The following is a 24,054-nucleotide window of genomic DNA, read 5'->3' as shown; positions in this document are numbered from 1 at the left end:
GCAGCGCGAAGCGCTGACGGAGGGGCTAATAACGCGACGTCGCGGCCCCTCCACACTCGCTGCGCGAGCGGTCCCCCTCCCCATGGCTTCGCCACAGGGAGGATCTTTACGTCAGCTCCCCATCCCAAAGCGGACAGCCCTCGCTCAGCCTAGGTTCAGCGTCCGCGGCGTATCTGCAGGCATCAAATGGCTCCGATGGCGGATTGCGCTGGACCATCGGGCGTATCCGCTGATACGGAGCGTCCGGACTTTCTCGAATAGGGTAAAGATGACCAAATTTTCGACCATGACCGGCCTGATCGCCTTGGCCGCCGTCGGCGCGGCGCCCGTGCTGGCGCAGACCGTGCCCGACAGCGAAGTGCCGACGACCAGCCTCAACATTCCCGGCAATGTGCAGCTTTACGGCGACGCCAAGCCGAACGTCTATCGCCCCTCGGCGACGGTGAACGGCGAGATCATCACCGCGACCGACATCGAACAGCGCATGGCGCTGATCCGCATCGCGAACAACAATATCGAGCTGCCGCCCGAGGAGATCGAGCGACTGCGCAACCAGGTGTTCAGCAACCTGATCGACGAGAAATTGCAGATCCAGGAAGCCAAGGCGGCCGAGATCGCGATCGACGAAAATGTCGTCAACGACCAGTTCGCCCGGCTCGCGACGCGCTTCAAGCAGACACCCGAGCAATTTTCGGAATATCTGGCATCGAAGGGCTCGTCGGCCGCGGCGGTTAAGCAGCAGATTCGCGGCGAATTCGCGTGGGATCGGCTGTTGTCGCGCAATATCCAGTCGACGACCAACGTTTCGACCGAAGAGGTCGACCTGATCGTCAAGCAGTTGGAAGCGGCCAAGGGCCAGGATGAATTCCACCTTGGCGAAATCTATCTGTCGGCGACCCCCGAAAATATGGCCGCGGTCACCGAAAACGCGCAGAAGATCATCCAGGCCCTGCAGGCCGGTGGCAGCTTCGCCGCCTATGCGCGCCAGTTCTCCGAAGCGTCGACCGCGGTCGTTGGCGGCGATCTCGGCTGGGTGAAAGCGGCGCAGCTGCCCGCATCGATGGGTGAGGCCGCGACGCAGATGCAGCCCGGCCAGCTCGTCGGGCCGGTCTCGGTGCCCGGCGGCCTTTCGATCATGCTGCTGATCGACCGGCGCCAGGTGCTGACCGCCGACCCGCGCGACGCGGTGCTCAGCCTGAAGCAGATCTCGCTCGATTTCCCGGCCGGGACGACGCAGGAAAAGGCGTCCGAGCTCGCCAGCAAGTTCGCCGAAGCGACGGGCGCCATCGCCGGCTGCGGCGCCGCCGACGCGGTGGCGCAGCAATTGGGCGCGAGCGTCGTATCACGCGACAATATCGAAATGCGCGCCTTGCCCGCACCGCTCCAGGCGACGCTCGTCAACTTGCAGGTCGGCCAGACGACGCAGCCCTTCGGCGCCGCGAACGAAGGCGTCAGCGTCCTTGTCCTTTGCGGCCGCGACATGCCGCAGACGGCGACGGCGCCGAACCTCGAGCAGATCGAGCAGAAGCTGCTGGAGGAAAAGGTCAACAAGCGGGCCCAGCGCTATCTGCGCGACCTGCGCCGGGATGCCGTGATCGAATATAGCTGATGTCCGAGTTGAATATCAGGCGCCCGATCGCGGTCACCATGGGTGACCCGGCCGGCGTCGGCCCCGAAGTCACGGCGCGCGCATGGGCCGCGCGCACCGAAAACCGCCTGCCTCCCTTTGTCGCGATCGGCGACATCGCCGCGATCGAAGCCGTATGGGACGGGCCCGTGGCGCGCGTCGGCGACATGGACGAGGTCGTGCGCACCTTTGGCGAGGCGCTGCCCGTCTGGCATCTCGAGGACAGCGGCCCGCTGACCCCCGGATCCCCGACGCCGGCCGGCGCGACCTGCGCGCTCCACACGCTCGAAACGGGCATCGGGCTGACGCGGACCCAGGCAAGCTCGGCGCTCGTCACCGGATCGGTGTCGAAACATGCGCTCCACGGCATCGGCTATACGCATCCCGGACAGACCGAATTCATCGCCGAACGCTGCGGCGTGACCGCGACCAATGCGGTGATGATGCTGGCCGGGCCGGCCTTGCGCGTCGTGCCGCTGACCGTGCATATCCCGCTCGCCGAAGTGCCCGAGCGGCTGACGGTCGAGTTGATCGTCGCCAAGGCGCGGATCGTCGCGCGCGGGCTGCGCCGCGATTTCGGCATCGACGCGCCGCGCATCGCGCTCGCGGGGCTCAATCCGCACGCGGGCGAGAGCGGCCAGCTCGGCGGCGAGGAGGAGCGGATCATGAAGCCCGCGATCGCGCAGCTGGCCGAGGACGGGATCGCCGTCGATGGCCCGCTCGCCGCCGACGCGCTCTTCGCTCCCGGCATCCGCGACCAATATGACGCGCTGCTCTGCGGCTATCACGATCAGGCGCTGGCGCCGTTCAAGGCCTTGCATTTCCACGACGGGGTCAATCTGACGCTCGGGCTGCCGATCATCCGCACCTCGCCCGACCATGGCACCGCGTTCAACATCGCGGGCACCGGCCGCGCCGATCCCGGGCCGACGATCGCCGCGATCGCGATGGCCGCGCGGATGGCGACGGCGCGCGAGCGCGGCTGCGCGTCCGCAAAGTGACGGTCCAGCCGCGCACGCCGCTGCCGCCGCTGCGCGAGACGGTGCGTGTCCACGGCCTGTCGGCGAGCAAGGCGCTGGGGCAGAATTTCCTGTTCGACGAGCAATTGCTCGACCGGATCGCGGCGCTTCCGGGCGATTTGGGCGGCGCGACGGTGTTCGAGGTCGGGCCCGGCCCCGGCGGGCTGACGCGCGCGCTGCTGCGCGCGGGAGCGAAGGTGATCGCGGTCGAGCGCGACGACCGCTGCCTGCCGTTGCTCGCCGAGCTGGGCGACGCCTTTCCGGGGCAGCTGACGGTGATCGCCGACGACGCGATGGCGGTCGACGTCGATGCGCTGACCGGCGGGGCGCCCTATCATATCGTCGCCAACCTGCCCTATAATGTCGGCACCGCGCTGTTCACCCGCTGGCTCGAGCCCGCGGCGTGGCCGCCGCGCTGGTTGTCGCTGACCCTGATGTTCCAGCTCGAGGTCGCCGAGCGCATCGTCGCACCGGTGGGGACGAACGCCTATGGCCGGCTCGCCGTGCTCGCGCAGTGGCGCTCGAACGCCAGGATCGCGATGAAGGTGCATCGGTCGGCCTTCACCCCGCCTCCCAAGGTGATGTCGGCGATCGTCCATGTGACGCCGGGCGATCAGCCCGCGGGTGTCGAGCCGAAAATCCTGTCGAAGCTCACCGAAAAAGGCTTCGGCCAGCGGCGCAAGATGCTGCGCCAGAGCCTGAAGGGGATCGAGGGCGCGGTCGCGGCGGCGGAGGCGCTGGGCATCGACCCGACGCGGCGGGCGGAAACGGTGAGCGTCGATGAATGGGTCGCGCTGGCACGCGCGCTCGGCGCGTAGATCGAGGGTTGGCTTCAAACACCACCCGTCATCCCGGCGCAGGCCGGGATCTCGACCTCGCCTTGTGATGCACCGGCGAGATCCCGGCCTGCGCCGGGATGACGATTCGGATGGGAAGGTTCAAACTCCAAACGTTGCCCCCGCGAAGGCGGGGACCGCTGGCAGCCTTGCGCCACATCCATAGTGACCCCGCCTTCGCGGGGACGACGTTTCTTAATTCTGCCCCGTGGCCGGCTTGACCGTCGCGACGACCGGCGTCGGCACGAGTGCCTCGGCGGCGACGACGCGTTTCGATGCACTCGATGCGATCGTTTTTTCGAGCGCGGCGACCTGCGGGCATTTAGCGCCGCAGACGCGCTCGGCCTCGGCGAGCTTTTCGCGCGCCAGTTCGAGCGCACCCTTGTCGGCGAGCGCCTCGCCCTGCCCGGTCAGCGCGACGATGTCCTTGGGTTCGAGGATCAGCGCCTCGCGATAGAGGCCGATCGCCTTGCCCGGCAGCCCCTGCGCACGCGCGACCTGCGCCAGCGCGATGATCGCCGAACGGTTGCGCGGATCGGCGGCGAGCGCCGATTCATAGAAGTCGATCGCCTGATCGAGATCGCCAGCCTCCTGCGCCTTTTGCCCTTCCTGCTGAAGCGCGATCGAGCGGGGGAAGATGTCGTTGTCGGCGCGCTGGGCATCGGAGGCGGTGGGCAGGCTGGCGAGGATCAATCCCGCCGAAAGAGCCAGAAAACCGACGCGCATCGCATTCTCCCATCGCTTCATTGCAGGGGATGCTAACATGGCGCGGTCAGCCGTGCGAGAAAAAATCCGTCGCAGCCGTCATGCGCCGGAGTCAGCAGGAAACCTGGGCCCGCGGCGCGGCCGATGCCCTCGGGAAGATAGCCCGCGTCGGCCGTCCAGCCCGAATGCCGGTTCAGAAAATCATCCACCTGTGCCCGCCCCTCGCGCATGATGATCGAGCAGACAGCATAGAGAAGTTTGCCGCCCGGCGCCACCAGATCGGCGGCTATGTCCAACAGCTTCGCCTGATCGGCGAGATGGCGGTCGAGTCGCGCGGGGGTGAGCCGCCAGCGCAGTTCGGGGCTGCGGCGCCAGGTGCCGCTGCCCGAGCAGGGCGCATCGACGAAGACCCGCGCCGCCCTGCCCCGGCAGTCGGCGAGCATGTCCGCCTCCTGCCCCGGGTTGAGAAGCCGCATTTCGATGCGCGTCGCTCCGGCGCGTTCGGCGCGCGGGGCGAGCTGCTGGAGGCGCGCGCGGTTGGTGTCGGCGGCGAGGATGTCGGCGTCGTTTCCGGTCAGCGAGGCGATGGCGAGCGTCTTGCCGCCGCCGCCCGCGCAGAGATCGACGATGGCCCGCCCCGGCGCCGCGTCCAAAGCGGCGGAGGCATATTGGCTCGCGGCGTCCTGCACCTCGAAGCGGCCTTCGGTGTAGGCGGCGTGCTGGGTCGCGGCGGTTTCGGGCGGTAGGCGCCAGCCGTCGGGCGCGCCGGGGATCGCCTCGCCCTCCGGAAAGAGCGTAGCGAGATCGCCGCCTTCCGCCCTGATCCGGTTGGCGCGGAGGTCGAGCGGCGCGCGCGTCAGCATCGCGTCATGCTCGTCTTCGCCGACGAGCGGGTCGAAGAGGTCAATCAGCGCCTCTGCGGCGAGCCCGGTTTCGGCGCGCCGTTCGTCGGCGGCGATCGGCGCGGGACCGTAAGGCGAGCCATCGAAAAGCGCGGCAAGTTCGGGCTGCGCGTCGGCGAGCGCGAGCATCGCCGCGCGGCCCGAGGCGGGCGCCGAGCGCACGGCGCGGATCGCGTCATAGACATGGGCGCGGATCGCGCGGCGGTCCTTCGACCCCGCATAGCGGCGCGCGCGCATCGCCTCGGCGAAGATCGCATCGGCGGGTGCCCCACCCTCTCGCGCCGCGACGGCAATGGCGTCCAGGATCTCGATGGCGGTTTGAAGGCGGGCGGCCGGGGTCATGCTATAAAGCCCCTCCCGCAGGCGGGAGGGGATAAGGAGTGGACGGCCGCATCGCCGACCTCAACCCGCCGGGTAATTCGGCGCCTCGCGGGTGATCGCGACGTCGTGGACATGGCTTTCGCGCAGGCCCGCATTGGTGATGCGCACGAATTTGGCGCGCTCGCGGAAATCCTTGAGGGTGCGGCTGCCGGTATAGCCCATCGCCGCCTTCACGCCGCCGACCATCTGGTGGATGACGTCCTTCGCAGGGCCCTTGAACGGCACCTGCCCCTCGATGCCTTCGGGAACCAGCTTCATCTGGTCCTTGATATCCTGCTGGAAATAGCGGTCGGCCGAGCCGCGCGCCATCGCGCCGACACTACCCATGCCGCGATAGCTTTTGTAGGTGCGCCCCTGATAGAGGAAGGTTTCGCCCGGCGCCTCGGCGGTGCCCGCGAGCATCGATCCGACCATCACGCTCGACGCGCCCGCCGCGAGCGCCTTGGCGACATCGCCCGAGGTGCGCAGGCCCCCGTCAGCGATCACCGGCACGCCGAGTTTCGACGCGGCTTCGACGCTGTCGAGGATCGCGGTGAGCTGCGGCACGCCGACACCCGCGACGATACGCGTGGTGCAGATCGAGCCCGGCCCGATGCCGACCTTCACCCCGTCGGCGCCCGCATCGATCAGCGCCCTGGTCGCGTCGCCGGTCGCGACATTGCCCGCGAGCACCTGCACCCGGTTCGACAATTTCTTGATCCGTGCGACGGTCTCGCCGACGCCCTTGCTGTGGCCGTGCGCGGTATCGACGACGATCAGGTCGCATTCGGCCTCGAGCAGCGCCTCGGCACGCTCGACGCCGCTATCGCCGGTGTTCGTCGCCGCAGCGACGCGCAGGCGGCCGTTCCCGTCCTTGGTCGCGTCGGGGAAATTGACCGCCTTTTCCATATCCTTGACGGTGATCAGGCCGATGCAGTGATAATCGTCGTCGACGACGAGCAGCTTTTCGATGCGGCGCTGGTGGAGCAATTTGCGCGCCTCGTCCTGCCCGACTCCGGCACGGACGGTCGCGAGATTTTCGGCGGTCATCAGCTCGCGCACCGGCTGCCCCGGATTGTCGGCGAAGCGCACGTCGCGATGGGTCAGGATGCCGACGAGCTTGCCGCCGGTTTCGACCACCGGAATGCCCGAGATCCGGTGCTGGTCCATCAAGGCGGTCGCGTAGGAAAGCGGCGCGTCGGGGGTGATGGTGATCGGGTTGACGATCATGCCGCTTTCGAAGCGCTTGACCTGCCGCACCGCCGCCGCCTGTTCTTCGACGGTCAGATTGCGGTGAAGCACGCCGATGCCGCCGATCTGCGCCATCAATATCGCCATGTCGGCCTCGGTCACCGTGTCCATCGCCGACGACAGGACCGGGATGTTGAGGCTGATCTCGCTGGTCAGCTGGGTCGAGAGATTGGCATCCGAAGGCAGGATGTCCGACGCCCCTGGCACCAGCAGCACATCGTCGAAGGTCAGGCCGGTGATGATTTCCATGGGGTGCCACTTTCTGCTGCGGGCGGCGCCTGCCCCCAAGCTTTCGGGGCGGCACACGCGAATCATTTGGTGGCGGCCCATGTAACCAGTCGCGCCCGCGCGCGCCAGTGGGGGACGAACGATTATTTCACGTGATTCGGGAGGGCCGCCGGAGCGCCGCGGAGACGCGCGTCATCGCCACCGATGTAACCGGTTGCATTGCTTCCGAGGCCCCGTTAGACCCGCCGCATAACATAGTAGCGGCGAAGAGGATATTGCGAATGAACCTGCCCAGCCAGGCGACCGCCAGCACCGGCGGCCGGTCGAATGCCATGGCGGCCTTTGCCGCGGTGACCGTGCTGTTCTTCGCCTGGGGCTTCATCACCTCGCTGATCGACCCGCTGGTCGCTGCGGTGAAGGGCATCTTCACGCTGAGCGATACGATGGCCCAGCTTCCCGCCTTTGCCTTCTTCGCCGCCTATGGCCTGATGTCTTTTCCGGCCGCTAAGTTCATTGCACGCTTCAACTCGGTGCCGTCTATTCTTGGGGCGCTGGCGACGATGGTCGGCGGCTGCCTCGTGATGCTGCTGGCGGCGAACCTCGCGGTTTATATCCTTGTCCTCGTCGGCCTCTTCATCCTCGCAAGCGGCATTACCGTGCTTCAGGTTGCGGCGAATCCGCTCGCGGCCGCGCTCGGCAATCCGAAATGGAGCCATTTCCGGCTAACGCTCAGTCAGACGTTCAACAGCTTCGGCACCTTTCTTGGGCCGCTGATCGGCGCACACCTGTTTCTGGAAGGCGTCGAGGTCAAGGACGGCGGAGCATTGACCGACGCGGTCCGCGCACAGGCGCTGGCGGGAATCGATTCGGCCTATTTCTGGCTCTGCGGCTTGATCGCGGCGCTGTTTCTTTTCTTCTGGATCAGCCGCCGCATTGTCGATGCAGCCGTGCCCCCCGCGCCGCTCGGAGCGCCGGTCGGCATGGGCGAGTTGATCCGCGAGGCGCTGGCATCGCGCTGGGCACGGATCGGGGCTATCGCGATCTTTCTTTATGTCGGCGCGGAGGTCGCGATCGGCACCCAAATGGCGCTGTTCCTGAACAGCGACGCGATCTGGGGGCAGTCCGACGCCGCCTTCGGCGTCCCGCTGCTTGGTTTCACCATGGGCAGCGACGGCGTCGCCGGCGTATCGTTACAGGAGGCGGGCAAGGCAGTCGCCTTCTATTGGGGCGGCGCGATGGTCGGCCGCGCGATCGGATCGGTGCTGCTTGCCCTCGCACCGGCGGCACGCTTGCTCGCCATCTTCACCGCCATCGCCTGCCTGATGTGCCTCTATGTCGTGTTCGTCGGCGGCGTGAATGCCGGTTTCGTCGCGCTCGCCATCGGCCTGTTCAATTCCATCATGTTTCCGGTGATATTCACGCTGACGCTCGAGCGATCGGAGGCACGCGCAGAGGCGACGTCGGGGCTGCTATGCACGGCGATCATCGGCGGTGCGATCGTCCCGGTCATCGTCGGCGCCTTGTCGGGCGCAATGGGCTACGCTGCTGCGCTGATCCTGCCAGCCGCCTGCTATGCGGTGCTGTGCCTCTTCGCGATGGCTGCGGCGCGCGCGCCCGCGCGGCGGGCGGGCGCGGGCGTGACGGTCCACTGAGGCCTTCGGGACGCGGAGGATCATGGCCGGTTTATTGATCGAGCGCGCGCGCAAGAACTTCGGCGCCACCGAAGTGCTGAAAGGTATTTCAATCGAGGTCGCCGACGGCGAATTCACCGTCATCGTCGGCCCGTCGGGGTGCGGCAAGTCGACGCTGCTGCGTGCCGTGGCCGGGCTCGAGGAACTGACGGACGGCCGCGTCGTCATCGGCGACCGCGACGTCACCGGCCTCGCGCCGTCGCAGCGCGGGATCGCGATGGTCTTCCAATCCTATGCGCTCTACCCCCATCTCAGCGTCTATGAGAATATGGCGTTCGGGCTGCGCATCGCGAAGGCCGGCAAAGCGGCGACCGATGCCGCGGTGCGCCGCGCGGCGGCGATATTGAACATCGAGGCGCTGCTCGATCGCAAGCCCGCGGCCTTGTCGGGCGGGCAGCGGCAGCGCGTCGCGATCGGCCGCGCGATCGTCCGCCAACCGCAGATTTTCCTGTTCGACGAGCCGCTGTCGAACCTCGATGCCGATCTGCGCGTGCGGATGCGTTATGAATTTGCCGAGCTCCACCGCCAACTCGGCACGACGACGCTCTATGTGACGCACGATCAGGTCGAGGCGATGACGCTCGCCGACCGGATCATCGTGATGCGCGACGGGAGGATCGAACAGGTCGGCACCCCGCGCGACCTCTATGCGCGGCCGGCCAATATTTTCGTCGCGCAGTTTCTCGGCACCCCGCGGATGAACATCCTGCCCGCGACGGTGGTCGAAAACGGGCGCGCGGCGCTGGCGGGCGGGCGCAGCATCGCCCTGCCCCGGCTCAGCGCGCCGCCACCGGCCGGAACGCCGCTATCGATCGGAATCCGGCCCGAGGACATCGCGGTCGGCGACGCGCCGGACGCGCTGCCTTTCATCATCCGTTTTATCGAGCGGCTGGGTGGGCTGGCGACACTGCATCTCGGCGGGCGCGACGGTGACGCGCCCATCGCGTGCCAGTTGCGCGACGACGGGAGCTTCGATGAAGGCGACACGGTCGCCCTGTCCTTCGCGCCCGCACATCTGCACCTGTTCGGCGCCGACGGCAATGCGCTGGAGACCGCGGGCGAATGACCTTGCATTTCGCCATTGTAACCGGTTACGCTGTCGCCGTTTCCGCGCCCGGTGAGAGAGGAACGGAGTCGCGAAGGCGGCCCGTCGCCATATGAGGGAAAGGGGGCCCGCGACATGGCAACATTGAGGGACGTCGCCCGCGAAGCGGGGGTTTCGGTGGCGACGGCGTCGCGCGCGATCAACGGGCTCGGCAACGTCACCGCACCGACCCGCGCCGCGGTGATGGCGGCGGTCAAGAAGCTGAACTTCGTGCCGCACAGCGGCGCGCGCAGCCTGACGCGGCGCAGGACCGATACCGTCGGGGTCATCCTGCCCGACCTGTTCGGCGAATTCTTCTCCGAAATCATTCGCGGCATCGACCTGGTCGCGCATGAATCGGGGATGCACCTGCTGCTCGGCAACATGCACGGCAGCACGCACGAGACCGCCGCGGCGATCGCCGCGATGCGCGGCCGCGTCGACGGGCTGCTCGTCATGCCGCCCGATCTGAAGCCCGAACTGCTGGCGGACTATCTCGACCCAGCGCTTCCCACGGTGCTACTCAACTATGATGCGGGCCCGCTCGACCTGCCCTTCGTGGCAGTCGACAATTATCGCGGCGCCTATGCGATGACCGAGGCGCTGCTGGCGCGCGGCGCGCGGCAGGTGATCCATATCGCGGGGCCCAAGCACAACCGCGACGCGCGCGACCGCCAGCGCGGCTTCGCCGACGCAATGGCAAAGATCGCCAAGGAGCGCAGCCCGGTGATCCTGCCCGGCGATTTTTCGGAGGAAAGCGGCGAGAAGGCGGCGCGGCTGCTCGTCGAGGGCCAGCTCCCCGCCGACGCGGTCTTCGCCGCGAACGACCAGATGGCGGTCGGGCTGATCGCCGAACTGGCGCGCGTCGGCGTGTCGGTGCCCGGCGACGTGATGGTCGCGGGCTTCGACGATATTCCGCTCGCACGTCATTTGAGCCCCGGCCTGACGACGATGCAGGTCAATATCGACCGGCTGGGATCGACGGGCATGATGCTGCTGCTTCGCCTGCTGCGCGGCGACGCGCTGGGCGCAGCGAGCGCGACGATCCTGACCCCGAACCTCATCGCGCGCGGCACGACGGCGGGCGCGGCGCGAACGAGCGCCGCAGCGGGAGCCTCTGCGCCGTGAGCTGCCCAGCGCGCCTTTGCCGATGCAGCTGACGCGCCGCCATATGGCCGGCGCGCTCGCCACGCTGCCCCTCGCTCCGCTGCTCGGCGGCTGCGATGCGCGCGGGCGCGATACGCTGACGATCTGGGCTATGGGCAATGAAGCGGCGAGTCTTCCCGCGCTGCTCAAGGGCATTACCTGGCCCGCCGAAGCGCCGCCGATCGCGGTCCAGCCGCTGCCGTGGACCGCGGCGCACGAGAAATTGCTCACGGGCTTTGCCGGCGGATCGCTGCCCAGCGTCGGGCAGGTCGGCAACAGTTGGATCGCCGAACTGGCCGCGATCGGAGCGATCGTGCCGGTGCCCGGACGTGCGATGCGGTTGCTGAGCGACCAGTTCGGCGCGGTGATCGATACCAACCGCATCGCGGGCAAGACGTGGGGCGTCCCCTGGTATGTCGACACGCGGCTGCAATTTTATCGCAAGGATCTGTTCGCGCGCGCGGGCTACGCCGCGCCGCCGTCCGACTGGACGGGGTGGAAAGCCGCGCTCCACAAGGTGAAAGGCCAAGCGGGCGACGGCAATTATGCGCTGCTCTATCCGCTCAACGAATATGAGCAGCTGACGACGCTCGCGCTGTCGGCGGGGGCGCGGATGCTGCGCGACGAAGGCGGACGCGGCGCCTTTTCGGACCCCGAGTTCAAGGCGGCGCTCGCTTTCTATAAATCGCTGTTCGACGAGGGGCTCGCGCCGCGGATCTCGATGGCGCAGATTTCCAACGTCTGGACCGAATTCGGACGCGGCTATTTCAGCCTGTTCCTGTCGGGGCCGTGGACGATAGGCGACATGCGGAGCCGCCTCGGGCCCGAACGGCAGGACGTCTGGGGCACCGCGGCGAACCCCGGCCCCGAAGGCACCGGATCGGCGGCGCCGGGCGGGTCAAGCCTCGTCGTCTTCGCGGGGAGCGAGCATGGCAGGGCGGCGTGGGATCTGGTGGCGCGCCTGACGACCTCTGGCGCGCAGCTCGCGCTCCACGAGGCGACGGGCGACCTGCCCGCGCGGCGCTCGGTGTGGACTGCGGCGGGGTTGATGCGCGACCCGGCGGTCGCGCCGTTCCGCGCCCAGCTCGAAAATGCGACCGCGCTGCCCAAAGTGCCCGAATGGGAGCGCATTGTCACCGAGATGCAAATCGTCGCCGAGCGCATGGTCCGCGGCCAATATAGCGTCGACGAGGCCGCGAAGGAAATCGACGCGCGCGCCGACCGGCTGCTCGAAAAGCGGCGCTGGATGCTCGAGAAGGGACGCGCGCTGTGAGCCGCGTCGGCCGGGCGGACGAGGCGCGCGCGGGTTGGGCGATGTCCTCGCCCGCGCTCGCGGCAATCCTGCTCTTCTTCGTCCTGCCCGCGATCGCATCGCTGTTTCTGAGCTTCACCGATTTCGACATTTACGCGCTCGCCGACATCGGCAATCTGCGCTTCGTCGGCTTTGCCAATTACGAGCGCCTGCTCGAAAATCCGTTGTTCTGGAAGGCGATGACGAACACATTGCTGTTCGTCGCGGTCGGCACGCCCTTCATCGTCGCACTGTCGCTGTTCGCCGCGATGCTCGTCAATTCGCGCTGGCTGAAATGGCGGCCGGTGTGGCGCGTCGCCTTGTTCGCGCCCTATGTGACGACGCTCGTCGCCACCGCGGTCGTGTGGCGTTATCTGCTCCACACACGCTACGGCCTGCTCAATTATATCCTCTCCTTCTTCGGCGTGCCGCCGGTCGACTGGCTCGGCAGCCCGACAGCGTCGCTGCCCGCGATCCTGCTCTTCGTGGGGTGGAAGACCTTCGGCTACAGCATGATCATCTTCCTCGCCGCGCTGCAGACGGTGCCGCGCGAGCTCGACGAGGCGGCGCGGATCGACGGCGCGGGATGGTTCGCCCGGCTGCGCCACGTCACCCTGCCCGCGATCGGCCCCACGCTGCTGCTCGTGTCGGTGCTCACGGTGGCGGGCATGTTCCAGCTCTTCGCCGAACCCTATGTGATGACGCAAGGCGGTCCCGCCCAGTCGACCGTCACCATCCTCTATTTCATGTATGAGGAAGGGTTCAAATGGTGGAACCTGGGGTCGGGCGCGGCGGTCGCCTTCCTGCTCTTCCTCTGCATCTTGGCGGTGACGCTGGTGCAGCTCAGGCTCGCGAAACGGAGCGGCGCGATATGAGTCTGCGCCGCTGGTCCGTCACCCTGCTCGCCGCGCTCGTCGCGCTGGTCACGATCGCGCCGCTCGTCTGGATGGTGTCGGTCAGCTTCATGGCGCGCGGCGAGGCGGCGCAATTTCCGCCGCCGCTGTGGCCCGCGAGCCCGACACTCGAAAATTACCGCCTGCTCTTCGGCAGTTTCGGGGTCGGCCATTTCCTGTTCAACAGCATCCTCGTCTCGACGCTCGCGACGGGCCTCGCTTTGCTCTTCACCATCCCGGCGGGCTATGCCTTCGCCAAATTGCGGTTCAAGGGCCGCGACGCCACTTTTCGCATACTCGTCGCGGCGCTCGTCGTGCCGGGGCAGGTCGGCATGTTGCCGCTGTTCCTCGAACTCAAGGCGATGGGGCTGGTCAATAGCTATGCCGGCGCACTGGTGCCGTGGCTCGCGGGCATTTTCGGCATCTTCCTCGTCCGCCAATATTGCCTGTCGATCCCCGACGAGATGCTCGAGGCGGCGCGCATCGATGGCGCGAGCGAGGGGCAGATATTGTGCCGCATCGTCCTGCCGATCCTGACCCCGATCGTCGTCACCCTCGCGCTCTATGTCTTCCTGTCGAACTGGAACGATTTCATGTGGCCGCTGATCGTCCTCGCCGATCAGGACCTCTACACCCTGCCCGTCGCGCTCGCGGCGATGGGCCGCCAGCATGTGCAGGATAACGAACTGATGATGGCGGGCGCCGTCGTCACCACTCTGCCCGTGCTCATCCTCTTCCTTTCGCTGCAACGCTTCTACTTGAGCGGACTGCTCGCCGGGAGCGTCAAGGGATGACCCGCCACTCCCTCCTCCTGCCAAGGACAAGACCGATGCGATTCCGGATCGCGGCGCTCGCCGCGCTCGCCCTTTCCCTTTCCACCCCCATGACGATGGCGCAGTCGATGGCCGACGGGCAAAGCCCGCAACCCGCGATCGAGGCGGGCAACTACCCCTATCAGCTCTTCCTGCCGCGCGGCTACACCGCCGATCCGAAGGCGAGTTGGCCGCTGCTGATCTTCCTCCACGGCTCGGGCGAGCGCGGCGACGATGTCGCCAAGGTCAAGGTCCACGGCCCGCCGAAGATCGCCGACCGCACCCCCGATTTCCCCTTCGTCACCGTTTCGCCGCTGCTCGGCACCGATCAGGATTGGGACGTCGCGAAGCTCGACCGGCTGCTGGGTCATGTGACGCAGACGCTGCGTATCGACCCTACGCGCATCTATCTGACCGGGCTCAGCCGCGGCGGCCATGCGAGCTGGCGCTGGGCGGCGGCCGAACCGCACCGCTTCGCGGCGGTCGCGCCGGTCGCGGGGCGCGGCGATCCCGCCACCGCCTGCGCGCTCAAGGACACGCCCGTCTGGGCCTTTCACGGCGACCGCGACGACGTCGTCGTGCCCGAGGGCAGCTTCGCCATGGCGCGCGCGATCCGCGCCTGCGGCGGACAGCTCTCGCGGCTGACCATCTACCCCGACCTCGGCCACAACAGCTGGGCTCCGGCCTATGACGATCCCGCGCTCTATCTCTGGCTGCTCTCGCACCGCCTCCCCACGCCGCCCGACGCGGCGACGAACAAGAAAACCAAGGACAAAAAATGACGCAGACGATTTTCCCCGACGATTTCCTGTGGGGCGCGGCGACCGCCGCCTATCAGATCGAAGGGTCGCCGCTCGCCGACGGAGCGGGTGCGAGCATCTGGCAGCGGTTCAGCCACGACCCGCGGCTGATGGCGGCGAAGGGCGACACCGGCGATGTCGCGTGCGATCATTACAACCGCATGCCCGCCGACGTCGCGCTGATGAAGGAGTTGGGGCTCAAGGCCTATCGCTTCAGCGTCAATTGGGGCCGCGTGCTGCCCGACGGCATCGGCCGCGTGAACGAGCCCGGCCTCGGCTTTTACGAACGGCTGGTCGACGAACTGCTCAAGCACGACATCGAGCCGCTCTTGACTCTGCACCATTGGGACCTTCCCGCGGCGCTCGATGACAAGGGCGGCTGGCTCAACCGCGACAGCGCCGACTGGTTCGCCGAATATGGATCGGTCATGTACCGCCGCCTCGACGGCCGGGTGAAGAAATGGGTGACGCTCAACGAACCCTGGGTGATCACCGACGGCGGCTACCTTCACGGCGCGCTCGCCCCCGGTCATCGCAACCTGTTCGAGACGCCGATCGCGAGCCACAATCTGATGCGCGCGCACGGCCGCGCGGTGCAGGCCTATCGCAGCGAAGGCGCGCACGAAATCGGCCTCGTCGTGAACATCGAGCCCAAATATCCGGCGAGCGACAGCCCCGAGGACCGGGCCGCGACCGCACGCGCGCACGCCTATATGAACCGCCAGTATCTCGACCCGGCGCTGAAGGGCAGCTACCCCGAAGAACTCGCCGAAATCTTTGGCGAAGCCTGGCCGGAGTGGCCCGCCGAGGATTTGGAGGACATCTGTCAGCCGCTCGATTTCATCGGGATCAACTATTACACGCGCAACGTCGTGAAGGCCGACCCGCATCAATGGCCTCTCGGCGCATCGCCGGTGCGGCAGGTCGCGACGCACACGACGACCGACTGGGAGGTCTATCCGCCCGCGCTCACCGACATGCTGGTCTGGTTCCGCGACACTTATGGCGATATTCCGGTCTATATCACCGAAAACGGCGCCGCCTTCTATGACCCGCCGCAAGCAGGGCCCGAGGGGGTCGACGACCCGCTGCGCTGCGATTACCTCCGCACCCATATCTCGGCGATCGGCGACGCGATCCGGCAGGGGGTCGACGTGCGCGGCTATATGGCCTGGTCGCTGCTCGACAATCTCGAATGGTCCTTGGGCTTTTCGAAGCGCTTCGGTATCGTCCATGTCGATTATGAAACGCAGGTTCGCACGCCGAAGCGCAGCGCGCGTTTCTACAGCGGCGTGATCGCCGCCAACGGAGGAAATCTCGGATGACCCGCAAAATCCTGCTGCTCGCCGCGGCGCTGCTCGCCCTGCCCGCCACGGCGAAAGAACGCGCCGATCATTATGAAGCGATGACCTATAATATTCGGCTCGACGTCGCGTCGGACGGCGACAATGCGTGGCCGCACCGCCGCGCGGCGCTGACCGCGCTTGTCGCCTATCAAGCGCCCGACCTCGTCGGGATGCAGGAGGTTCTGCAGCACCAGAAGCAGGCGGTCGAGGCCGATCTGCCCGCCTATCAATTCGTCGGCGTCGCGCGCGACGATGGCAAGGCTAAGGGCGAATATTCAATGCTGGGGTTCCGCCGCGACCGCTTCGCGCTGGTCGGATCGGGCACCTTCTGGTTGTCGCCGACGCCCGACGTGCCGAGCAAGGGCTGGGACGCCGCGCTGCCGCGGATCGCGACCTGGGCGCGGCTGCACGACCGGACGGCGCAGCGCAATCTGCTCGTCGTGAACACCCATTTCGACCATATCGGCGAGGTTGCGCGGCAGGAAAGCGCCCGCCATATCCGCCGCTGGATCGACGGCGAACGCAAGCCCGGCGAGAGCGCGGTGCTGATGGGCGATTTCAACAGCCCCGCGACGAGCGAGCCCTATGCCGCGATCGTCGCGCCCGGCCAAGGCGCGCTGCGCGACAGCCGCATGATCAGCCGCACGCCGCACTATGGTCCGCTCGGCACCTTCACCGGCTTCGACATCGCGCGGACGGACGCGAGCCCGATCGACCATATCTTCGTCAGCGACGATGTCGCGGTGCTGCGCCACGCGACGCTGACCGACCAGAATGGCGGCAAGCTGCCGTCGGACCATTATCCGGTGGTCGCGGACCTTTGTATCGGAAGGGGTTGCTAAGGCTATCTACGTCATCCCGGCAAAGGCCGGGATGACGAAATGAATTAGTCTGCCTCCGCCTTGTCCAGCCAGCCGCCGGTGAAGCCGATACGCTTCAACCCGCGAATGATATGCGGGTTCTTGCGCATCACTTTCCACACCAACCCGCTGCGGTGGTTCTCCATCATCGCGAGGATCGGCCCCTGGTCGATGCCGAGATAATCGTTCGCGACCCAGCCGTGGACGGGATCGACCTCGCCCGATTTCGACCCGAAATCGGTGAAGGTGAAGCTGGGATTGAACGCATCCTTGAAACCGTAGCGCGTATAGAGTCTGGGGCCATATTGCCGCCGCATAGCCATCAGTGCGGGGATCGCCGCTTCGGGCGCAAAGGCGACCGAGCCGCCCGCCGCGGTCGGGACGACCGTGCCGTCGTCGACGACGCGGATCGCGCTGACGCCGCGCGCCATATAACCGTTGAAATCGCGCGGCGTGCCGTTGACGCTATATTTGCCCTGCGAATAGCCGGGCCCGTCGGAGGCGGTCCACCCCCAGATGTCGGCGCCATAGCCCTTCCATCGGTTCGGATTGTCGGCGCCATAGGGACGCTGCGCCAGCGTCGCGCGGCGGCTGTTCTCGAAATAATCGATGCCCTTGCCGCGCATGAACGCATCGCGAATGCCGCGGAAATCGACCCAGACATGGCTATACTGGTGCCCGAACAGCGGCTCGAACTGGAGGTGCTCCTGCCCGTAATAGCGGCCCCAATCCTTTTCTAGGTCGGCCGCCCAGCCGGTATCCCACGCATCCTTGCCCACCGGATGCGTCGGCGAACCGAGCGCGAGGATATAGACGAGCATCCCTTCGTTATAGCCGACCCAGTCGTGCGTCCCGAAATCGCCGCCATCACCGCGCTCGGGATACCAGCCCATCGCGATCGCCTTGCGTCCGCCGCCATTCGCCGACGGAATCCTGCTGTTTTCGCGCTGGACGAAGGTCCAGTCGACGCGAGCGTAGATTTTCTCCGCAAGGTCGCGAATCTCGCTCTCGACCGGATCGCTGCGATCATAATAGCTTTGGGCGAACAGCACGCCGCCCAGCAGCAGCGCGGTGTCGACGGTCGAAAGCTCGGTCTTGCCGCGGCGCGTGCCGTCCTGATTGTTGAGGAAATGATAGAAGAAACCCTTGTAGCCGGCCATGCCAGTGACGGCCGCTCCCTGCGGCGCGGTCCAGTAGAAGCGCAAGCAGTCGCGCGTGCGCTCCGCCGCCTCGGCGCGCGTGACGTAACCGCGCTCGGCGCCGATGCCATAAGCGGTGAGCGCGAAGCCCGTCGCGGCGATCGACGAAAAGGGGTTACTCGGCCAGCGGTCGGGCGCGAGACACCGTTTCGTGTCCGTCGTGTCCCAGAAATAACGGAAAGTGCGCTCGGTCAGCTCTTCCGAAAAGGCCGTCTCGGTCATTGGCGCCAGTGTCGGCGCTGGGGCGGCCGCGGAGGGAGCCGGACCCGGCGTGCAGGCGGTAGCCAGCGCGATCAGGGGCAGAAAAAGGACCCCGCTGCGAAACGACATGAAATACTCCAAAAAATGAGGCGCCCGGCCCGCGGGAGGAGGGGTGCGGAGCCGGGCGCCCGGTCAGCCGGTCAGAAAGAGAAACCGGCCGAGAACTTGACCGTCCGCGGCGGATTCCCGCCAACGCCATTGCCCGTAATGCTCAGATAATCGGGCGACGTCGGGTCATTATTGTAATCGACATAATTGCGGTCGTTGAACAGGTTCAAAATGTCGACACGGAGCCGCAGGCGCGATTCCTCGCTGATGAACCTGAACGGGATATATTTGGTGATCGCGATGTCCATCTGGCGGAAACCCCAGCGATCACCGTTGCCGTCGGCCTCGTTCGAGATCACGTCGCGCGACGGATTGGCGCCGCCGACGTTGATGAAGCGTTTCAGATAGGGCGGCGACGCGATCTGGAACTTGCCCGACAGCGTGACGCCGATCGGCAGGTCGACCGACCCCGTCGCGACGAGGCGATGCTTGCGCACTCCGCTCGACCGGGTGATCGGATAATCGTCGAGCGACGGGAAATCGAGGCTGAAAGTTTCGCCGAACTGACGATTTTCCTCGGCCTCGGTGTAGGTATAGGTCGCCGAGAAGCTCCACGGCGAAGCCGCCGTATAATTTTTGACGAGCTTCAGATAGCCCGAGTCCGCGCTCGTTTCGATCCCGTTCGTGCCGATGATGATCGAACCGAAGCCCGGAGGAGCGAAGCCGAAGGGCGAATCCGGCGCCGCCGGCGCCGCCGGGAAGAAGCTGCCATCAGGGCGGCGATTGCCGAGCAGATAGGCGAAACCATCCTTCGATTCGATGTGGCTATAGCCGACTTCGGCCTCGAACAGCGGGGTCACGCGCGCGCGAAACCCAAGACTGAACTGGTCCGAATAAGGAACCTTGAGGTCGTTGTCGATGAAACGCAGCTCGCGTCCGCCGCCCGGCCCGGCCTGCGCCAGCAGCTGGGCTCGGCCGGCCTCGGTCAGGTAGATCGGGTCCCAGGGAACGCAGGTCGGCCCGGGGGCGCATGTGTTGTTCGGATCGCCCGTGATGAAGTTGAACGTCCGGGTCGTATAGGAACCGACGCTGATCTCCTGCTGCAGGAAGTCGAACTGGTTGCGGTCGTAAGACCGACCGAAGCCGCCGAACAGGACGTAGCGCGCATCGTCGTCGAGTTCGTAGCTGAAGCCGATGCGCGGTTGCCACGCCCCGGTAAACGCCTTGCGCTCTGACCCCGTCGAGATGAAGTCGTTGATGTCGTAATCGGCATTGATCAGGTTCGGATAATTGGCCGGCGAAACCGCGTTCACGGCATCGGCCGGGTGGACGAAATCGAGGAAAGCGGGCGTCCGCTCATAATCCCAGCGCACGCCGAGGTTCAGCGTCAACCGGTCGGTGACCTCCCAGTCGTCCTGAACATAGATGCCGAACTGAAAATTCTTCGAATTGACGATCGGGCTGCCGTTGCCGGTCTGCGCGCCGAACTGGACGCGATACGGAATCGCGTCGTTGAAGCTGCCGCCGCCGGGGTTGAAGGCGGGGTTATAGGTATAGAGAGGGTTGAAATTGCCGAGTTGCAACGTGTTGAGTTCGACCCATTTCGCCTTCGCGCCGACCTTGATCGTATGGCCTTCGAACCCGGTCCAGGTGAAATCATTCTGGACGCCCCAGCCCTTCTGGCCCTTGTCCTGATAATTGCCGCCGCCGCCGACACGCAGAATATCCTCGCGCACGACAACGCCCGGTTGCGGGTTGGTTGGCGAGGGTCCCGCATAGGCGAAGAGCTGCGCATTTTCGAAAACCACGGGCGTCGGCGCCCAGCTGACATCTTCATACGTCAGCTTGAAATCGTTGATCCAATTGTCGGCCGTATGCTCCCAGCGCCCGGTGACGCGCAGCTCCTCGACGTCCTGCGAACTGATCGTGCTGCGAGCGTTGATGCCGGAACCCAGGAATTCACCGCTTTCGTCGCGATATTTTGCGGACACTTCAATGAGGTCGCTGTTCGACGGCTGAAAGCTGAGCTTGCCGAAATAGAGATCTTCGTTGAACGTCGCATTGGTCGGTCCGAAAACGCCCTGATATTCCGACGGAAAATAGCTGACGGGCAGGCTGAGTCCCGGACGAATGTCGACCGGATTTTCCTGCCGCTTGCCTTCATAGGTCACGAAGAAGTGCAGCACATCCTTGATGATCGGTCCGCCAAGCGCGCCGCCGAACTGGAAATCCTTGGTCTTGACCTTGGACGTCGTGAGCTCGTTCGGCCGCGCGTCACGCAGGCTCTGGTCGGTATAGTCGATGAAGGCTTCGCCATGGAATTCGTTGGTGCCCGACTTGGTCACCGCGGTGATCGCGACCGAGCTGACCTGGTCGAATTCGGCCTTATAGTTCGATGACAGGACGCGATACTCGCCGACCGCGAGTTGCGGGAAGGGGTTGCCTTGCGTCGAATCCTGGCCGGTGATGCCGTTCTTGAGGACATAGTCCTTTTGCCCGATGCCATCGATGAAGATGTTGACGCTGCGGCTGTCCTGCGCGCCGCCCTGCAAGCGCGACTGGCCGTTGCCGCCGGTCACGAACTGCACACCCGGCGCGAGATCGGCAAAGGCGAGAAAGTTGCGGTTGTTCTGCGGCAGCACCTCGATCTGGCGCTGGGTGATGTTCGAGCCGACCTCGCCGCCTTCCAGCGAGCGGAGGCGCGTGCCGGTGACGATGATCGCGTCGCCCTCGGCCGAAGCGATGTCGGGCTGCGAGAAGTCGAAGTCGAGTACCGCGCTCTGTCCGACCGATAGCGTGAATTCGTCGGTCCGCCGGACGCCGTTCGGCGTCGTGAGTTCGAGACGATAGGTGCCGACCGGGAGCGATGCGATATTGTAGCTGCCGTTCGCACCCACCGCGACGCTGCGCGTCAGGCCGGTATCGACGTTGATCGCGGTGACCTGCGACACGCCGCCCTCGGCTTTCACCGCGCCGCGGAGCGAGGCGTTCGAAACCTGGGCGTGCGCGGGGGTTGCGACACCGATCGCCAGCGCCGCGCCGGCGCTGCTCCATGCCAGCGCCGCGGCGAGCCGGCGCGCGCGCGACCGGTGCGCGGTCATGGTCTGAAATTCATTTGAAAACTTCACGGCATCCTCCCTTTTTGGCCCCGACATTTCCCGCCCCCCGCTTCATCCGCCGCCCGGCCTTGCCTCCGGTGCGGCGACGAGTCGCGAGAAATCGCGTCGTTGTTTTTTTGATTTGTAACCGGTTTCATGATCGCTGTATAGGGGGAAGCGACACAGATGGAGATGATCGGGGACCAGCCGGTTTTCGGCCGAAATTCGGCCAATCCGCGTGACAATGTACAAAGAGACCGATTGGGAAGGACGAATCATGCCGCCGATGCCGCGCAACCTCACATGCCTCACGCTGGCGACCCTGATGATGGCCGGACAACTCGCCCCCGCCCCGCTGTTCGCGCAGCCAGCGGCCGCCGCGTCCGAGGAGGTGTCCGCAAGTTCGGCGGCGTGGACGCGCCCCGATCCGAAGATGGACCGCTTCATCGCCGAGCTGATCGCGAAGATGACGCTCGACGAGAAAATCGGCCAGTTGTCGCTCCTGACGAGCGACTGGGATTCGACCGGTCCGACGATGCGGCAGGGTTATCAGGACGATATTCGCAAGGGTCGGATCGGGTCGATCTTCAACGCCTTCACCGCCAAATATACGCGCGACCTGCAACGGCTGGCGGTCGAGGAAACGCGGCTCAAGATTCCCCTGCTCTTTGGTTATGACGTCATCCATGGTCACCGCACCATATTCCCCATCTCGCTCGGCGAATCGGCAAGCTGGGACTTGAAAGCCATTGAAAAGGCAGCGCGAATCGCGGCAACCGAAGCCTCGGCCGAGGGCATCCACTGGACCTTTGCGCCGATGGTCGACGTCGCGCGCGATCCGCGCTGGGGCCGCATGTCCGAAGGCGCGGGCGAAGATGTCTACCTCGGCAGCAAGATCGCCGCGGCGCGTGTGCGCGGGTTTCAAGGCGACGATCTGAAGCGCGTCGATACCGTGCTGGCGACGGCGAAGCATTTCGCCGCTTACGGCGCCGCGCAGGCGGGGCGCGACTATCACACGGTCGACATTTCGGAACGCACGCTGCGCGACGTCTACCTGCCGCCCTTCAAGGCCGCGGCCGATGCGGGCGCCGCGACCTTCATGACCTCGTTCAACGAATATGACGGCGTCCCGGCGTCGGGCAGCCACTATCTGCTGACCGACGTCCTGCGCGAGAAATGGGGCTTCAAGGGCTTTGTCGTAACCGATTACACGTCGATCAACGAAATGGTCGCGCACGGCTATTCCAAGGACCTGAAGCAGGCGGGCGAACAGGCGATCAACGCCGGCGTCGACATGGACCTGCAGGGCGCGGTGTTCATGGACCATCTCGCCAAGTCGGTCGCCGAGGGCAAGGTCGACGTGAAGCGCGTCGATGCGGCGGTGAAGGCGATCCTCGAAATGAAATACCGCCTCGGCCTGTTCGAGGATCCCTATCGCTATTCCGACGAAGCGCGCGAGAAAGCGACCATCTATCGCCCCGACTTCCTCGAAGCCGCGCGCGACGTCGCGCGCAAATCGATCGTGTTGCTCAAGAATCAGGGCGATGTGCTGCCCCTCGCGGCGTCGGCGAAGTCGATCGCGGTGATCGGCCCGCTCGGCGACAGCAAGGAGGATATGATCGGCAGCTGGTCGGCGGCGGGCGACCGCAAGACGCGGCCGGTCACCTTGCTCGAGGGGATGCAGGCCGGCGCACCGAAGGGGACGAGTGTCGCTTATGCCAAGGGCGCGAGCTATGCCTTCGCCGACGCGGGCAAGAGTGACGGGTTCGCCGAAGCGATCGCGCTGGCGCAGAAATCGGACGTGATCATCGCGGCGATGGGCGAACGCTGGGACATGACGGGCGAGGCGGCGAGCCGCACCTCGCTCGACCTGCCCGGCAATCAGTTGGCGCTGCTCCAGGAGCTCGAGAAGACCGGCAAGCCGATCATCCTCGTGCTGATGAGCGGGCGGCCGAACAGCATCGAATGGGCCGACGCCCATGTCGATGCGATCCTCGAGGCCTGGTATCCGGGCACGATGGGCGGCCACGCGATCGCCGACGTCCTCTATGGCCGGTATAATCCGTCGGGAAAGCTGCCCGTCACCTTCCCGCGCAATGTCGGGCAGGTGCCGATCCATTACGACATGAAGAACACCGGGCGGCCGATCAATCCGGCGGATCCCAATGCGAAATATGTATCGCGCTACCTCAATACCCCGAACACGCCGCTCTATCCGTTTGGCTATGGGCTGAGTTACACCAGCTTCACCTATTCGCCGGTGACGCTCGACCGGGCGAAGATTCGCCCCGGCGAGACACTGACGGCGAGCGTTACCGTGACGAACAGCGGCGCGCGCGACGGCGAGGAAGTCGTGCAGCTTTACGTTCGCGATCTTGTCGGATCGGTGACGCGGCCGGTGAAGGAGTTGAAAGGCTTCGAGAAGATCAGCCTCAAGAAGGGCGAGAAGCGGACGGTCCGCTTCACCCTGACCGACGCCGATCTGGCCTTCACGCGGCAGGATATGAGCTGGGGCAGCGAGCCCGGCCAGTTCAAGCTGTGGGTCGGACCGTCGTCGGCCGAGGGTCAGGAAGCCAGCTTCGAGCTGACCGAATAGG

The 24,054-nt window shown here is 66.1% G+C and carries 18 protein-coding genes; 13 read left to right on the top strand and 5 right to left on the bottom strand.

Features of this window, described 5'->3' with window-relative positions; genetic code table 11:
- Window positions 1–268: 268 nt before the first annotated feature.
- The 3 genes from QZL87_RS04785 to rsmA are packed head-to-tail and all read left to right on the top strand — an operon-like array spanning window position 269 to window position 3,464.
- Complete coding sequence (locus tag QZL87_RS04785) at window positions 269–1,609, top strand: peptidylprolyl isomerase (protein ID WP_295324500.1); 1,341 nt, start codon at window positions 269–271, stop codon at window positions 1,607–1,609.
- Complete coding sequence (pdxA, locus tag QZL87_RS04780; protein WP_295324496.1) at window positions 1,609–2,628, top strand: 4-hydroxythreonine-4-phosphate dehydrogenase PdxA; 1,020 nt, start codon at window positions 1,609–1,611, stop codon at window positions 2,626–2,628. The genes QZL87_RS04785 and pdxA overlap by 1 nt, the downstream gene beginning before the upstream one ends.
- Window positions 2,625–3,464 (top strand): 16S rRNA (adenine(1518)-N(6)/adenine(1519)-N(6))-dimethyltransferase RsmA, encoded by an 840-nt coding sequence (gene rsmA / locus QZL87_RS04775; protein WP_295324492.1) that lies wholly within the window; start codon window positions 2,625–2,627, stop codon window positions 3,462–3,464. The genes pdxA and rsmA overlap by 4 nt, the downstream gene beginning before the upstream one ends.
- Window positions 3,465–3,677: 213 nt before the next feature.
- On the opposite strand, the gene QZL87_RS04770 is transcribed toward rsmA, so the two are convergent.
- The 3 genes from QZL87_RS04770 to guaB are packed head-to-tail and all read right to left on the bottom strand — an operon-like array spanning window position 3,678 to window position 6,949.
- Window positions 3,678–4,229: a tetratricopeptide repeat protein gene (locus QZL87_RS04770; protein ID WP_295324488.1), complete on the bottom strand. Its 552-nt coding sequence runs from the start codon at window positions 4,227–4,229 to the stop codon at window positions 3,678–3,680.
- Window positions 4,230–4,240: 11 nt separating this feature from the next.
- Window positions 4,241–5,431 (bottom strand): RsmB/NOP family class I SAM-dependent RNA methyltransferase, encoded by a 1,191-nt coding sequence (locus QZL87_RS04765; RefSeq protein ID WP_295324484.1) that lies wholly within the window; start codon window positions 5,429–5,431, stop codon window positions 4,241–4,243.
- A 60-nt stretch (window positions 5,432–5,491) separates the two neighbouring features.
- The gene (gene guaB, locus QZL87_RS04760; RefSeq protein ID WP_295324479.1) at window positions 5,492–6,949 is read right to left on the bottom strand and encodes an IMP dehydrogenase; all 1,458 of its coding nucleotides are present in this window, start codon (window positions 6,947–6,949) and stop codon (window positions 5,492–5,494) included.
- 260 nt (window positions 6,950–7,209) lie between these two features.
- Between guaB and QZL87_RS04755 the strand changes: the two genes are divergently transcribed.
- The 9 genes from QZL87_RS04755 to QZL87_RS04715 all read left to right on the top strand — a co-directional run bounded on the left by QZL87_RS04755 (window position 7,210) and on the right by QZL87_RS04715 (window position 16,833).
- Entirely contained in the window at window positions 7,210–8,580 is a 1,371-nt protein-coding gene (locus QZL87_RS04755; protein WP_295324475.1) for an MFS transporter, read from the top strand.
- Between the two features lie 22 nt (window positions 8,581–8,602).
- Window positions 8,603–9,685, top strand: a complete 1,083-nt coding sequence (gene ugpC / locus QZL87_RS04750) for a sn-glycerol-3-phosphate ABC transporter ATP-binding protein UgpC (RefSeq protein WP_295324471.1) — start codon at window positions 8,603–8,605, stop codon at window positions 9,683–9,685.
- 114 nt (window positions 9,686–9,799) lie between these two features.
- Window positions 9,800–10,831 carry a LacI family DNA-binding transcriptional regulator gene (locus QZL87_RS04745; protein ID WP_295324467.1) on the top strand — a complete coding sequence of 344 codons (1,032 nt, stop codon included), beginning with the start codon at window positions 9,800–9,802 and terminating at the stop codon, window positions 10,829–10,831.
- Between the two features lie 22 nt (window positions 10,832–10,853).
- A complete protein-coding gene (locus QZL87_RS04740; protein ID WP_295324463.1) occupies window positions 10,854–12,122 on the top strand; it encodes an extracellular solute-binding protein in 1,269 nt (422 codons plus the stop codon).
- Complete coding sequence (locus tag QZL87_RS04735; protein WP_295324460.1) at window positions 12,119–13,015, top strand: sugar ABC transporter permease; 897 nt, start codon at window positions 12,119–12,121, stop codon at window positions 13,013–13,015. Before QZL87_RS04740 ends, QZL87_RS04735 begins: the two co-directional genes overlap by 4 nt.
- Window positions 13,012–13,827, top strand: a complete 816-nt coding sequence (locus QZL87_RS04730; RefSeq protein ID WP_295324457.1) for a carbohydrate ABC transporter permease — start codon at window positions 13,012–13,014, stop codon at window positions 13,825–13,827. Before QZL87_RS04735 ends, QZL87_RS04730 begins: the two co-directional genes overlap by 4 nt.
- Window positions 13,828–13,862: 35 nt before the next feature.
- Window positions 13,863–14,627 carry a hypothetical protein gene (locus QZL87_RS04725; protein ID WP_295324454.1) on the top strand — a complete coding sequence of 255 codons (765 nt, stop codon included), beginning with the start codon at window positions 13,863–13,865 and terminating at the stop codon, window positions 14,625–14,627.
- A complete protein-coding gene (locus tag QZL87_RS04720) occupies window positions 14,624–15,970 on the top strand; it encodes a GH1 family beta-glucosidase (RefSeq protein ID WP_295324450.1) in 1,347 nt (448 codons plus the stop codon). The genes QZL87_RS04725 and QZL87_RS04720 overlap by 4 nt, the downstream gene beginning before the upstream one ends.
- Window positions 15,967–16,833 carry an endonuclease/exonuclease/phosphatase family protein gene (locus QZL87_RS04715; RefSeq protein WP_295324445.1) on the top strand — a complete coding sequence of 289 codons (867 nt, stop codon included), beginning with the start codon at window positions 15,967–15,969 and terminating at the stop codon, window positions 16,831–16,833. The genes QZL87_RS04720 and QZL87_RS04715 overlap by 4 nt, the downstream gene beginning before the upstream one ends.
- A 44-nt stretch (window positions 16,834–16,877) precedes the next feature.
- Here the strand turns inward: QZL87_RS04715 and QZL87_RS04710 are convergent, their stop codons facing one another.
- On the bottom strand, window positions 16,878–18,272 hold the full coding sequence (locus tag QZL87_RS04710; protein WP_295324440.1) for a glucoamylase family protein: 1,395 nt from the start codon (window positions 18,270–18,272) through the stop codon (window positions 16,878–16,880).
- Between the two features lie 179 nt (window positions 18,273–18,451).
- Window positions 18,452–21,487, bottom strand: coding sequence for a TonB-dependent receptor (locus QZL87_RS04705; protein ID WP_295324435.1), 3,036 nt, complete (start codon window positions 21,485–21,487; stop codon window positions 18,452–18,454).
- A 214-nt stretch (window positions 21,488–21,701) separates the two neighbouring features.
- Between QZL87_RS04705 and bglX the strand changes: the two genes are divergently transcribed.
- Window positions 21,702–24,053 carry a beta-glucosidase BglX gene (gene bglX / locus QZL87_RS04700; protein WP_295324431.1) on the top strand — a complete coding sequence of 784 codons (2,352 nt, stop codon included), beginning with the start codon at window positions 21,702–21,704 and terminating at the stop codon, window positions 24,051–24,053.
- Window position 24,054: the final 1 nt, after the last annotated feature.

The organism is uncultured Sphingopyxis sp. (assembly GCF_900078365.1).
In the GTDB taxonomy this organism is placed as follows: Bacteria; Pseudomonadota; Alphaproteobacteria; order Sphingomonadales; family Sphingomonadaceae; genus Sphingopyxis.
Note: the sequence above shows the minus strand (reverse complement) of the source record. Positions and strands in the feature narration are given on the sequence as shown.

Coding starts and splice junctions, on each gene's coding strand:
- QZL87_RS04730 (WP_295324457.1), top strand. CDS start 13,012: ATGAGTCTGCGCCGCTGGTCCGTCACCCTGCTCGCCGCGCTCGTCGCG.
- bglX (WP_295324431.1), top strand. CDS start 21,702: ATGTACAAAGAGACCGATTGGGAAGGACGAATCATGCCGCCGATGCCG.
- QZL87_RS04725 (WP_295324454.1), top strand. CDS start 13,863: ATGCGATTCCGGATCGCGGCGCTCGCCGCGCTCGCCCTTTCCCTTTCC.
- QZL87_RS04720 (WP_295324450.1), top strand. CDS start 14,624: ATGACGCAGACGATTTTCCCCGACGATTTCCTGTGGGGCGCGGCGACC.
- QZL87_RS04710 (WP_295324440.1), bottom strand. CDS start 18,272: ATGACCGAGACGGCCTTTTCGGAAGAGCTGACCGAGCGCACTTTCCGT.
- ugpC (WP_295324471.1), top strand. CDS start 8,603: ATGGCCGGTTTATTGATCGAGCGCGCGCGCAAGAACTTCGGCGCCACC.
- QZL87_RS04755 (WP_295324475.1), top strand. CDS start 7,210: ATGAACCTGCCCAGCCAGGCGACCGCCAGCACCGGCGGCCGGTCGAAT.
- QZL87_RS04745 (WP_295324467.1), top strand. CDS start 9,800: ATGGCAACATTGAGGGACGTCGCCCGCGAAGCGGGGGTTTCGGTGGCG.
- QZL87_RS04740 (WP_295324463.1), top strand. CDS start 10,854: ATGCAGCTGACGCGCCGCCATATGGCCGGCGCGCTCGCCACGCTGCCC.
- QZL87_RS04785 (WP_295324500.1), top strand. CDS start 269: ATGACCAAATTTTCGACCATGACCGGCCTGATCGCCTTGGCCGCCGTC.
- pdxA (WP_295324496.1), top strand. CDS start 1,609: ATGTCCGAGTTGAATATCAGGCGCCCGATCGCGGTCACCATGGGTGAC.
- QZL87_RS04770 (WP_295324488.1), bottom strand. CDS start 4,229: ATGAAGCGATGGGAGAATGCGATGCGCGTCGGTTTTCTGGCTCTTTCG.
- guaB (WP_295324479.1), bottom strand. CDS start 6,949: ATGGAAATCATCACCGGCCTGACCTTCGACGATGTGCTGCTGGTGCCA.
- QZL87_RS04715 (WP_295324445.1), top strand. CDS start 15,967: ATGACCCGCAAAATCCTGCTGCTCGCCGCGGCGCTGCTCGCCCTGCCC.
- QZL87_RS04765 (WP_295324484.1), bottom strand. CDS start 5,431: ATGACCCCGGCCGCCCGCCTTCAAACCGCCATCGAGATCCTGGACGCC.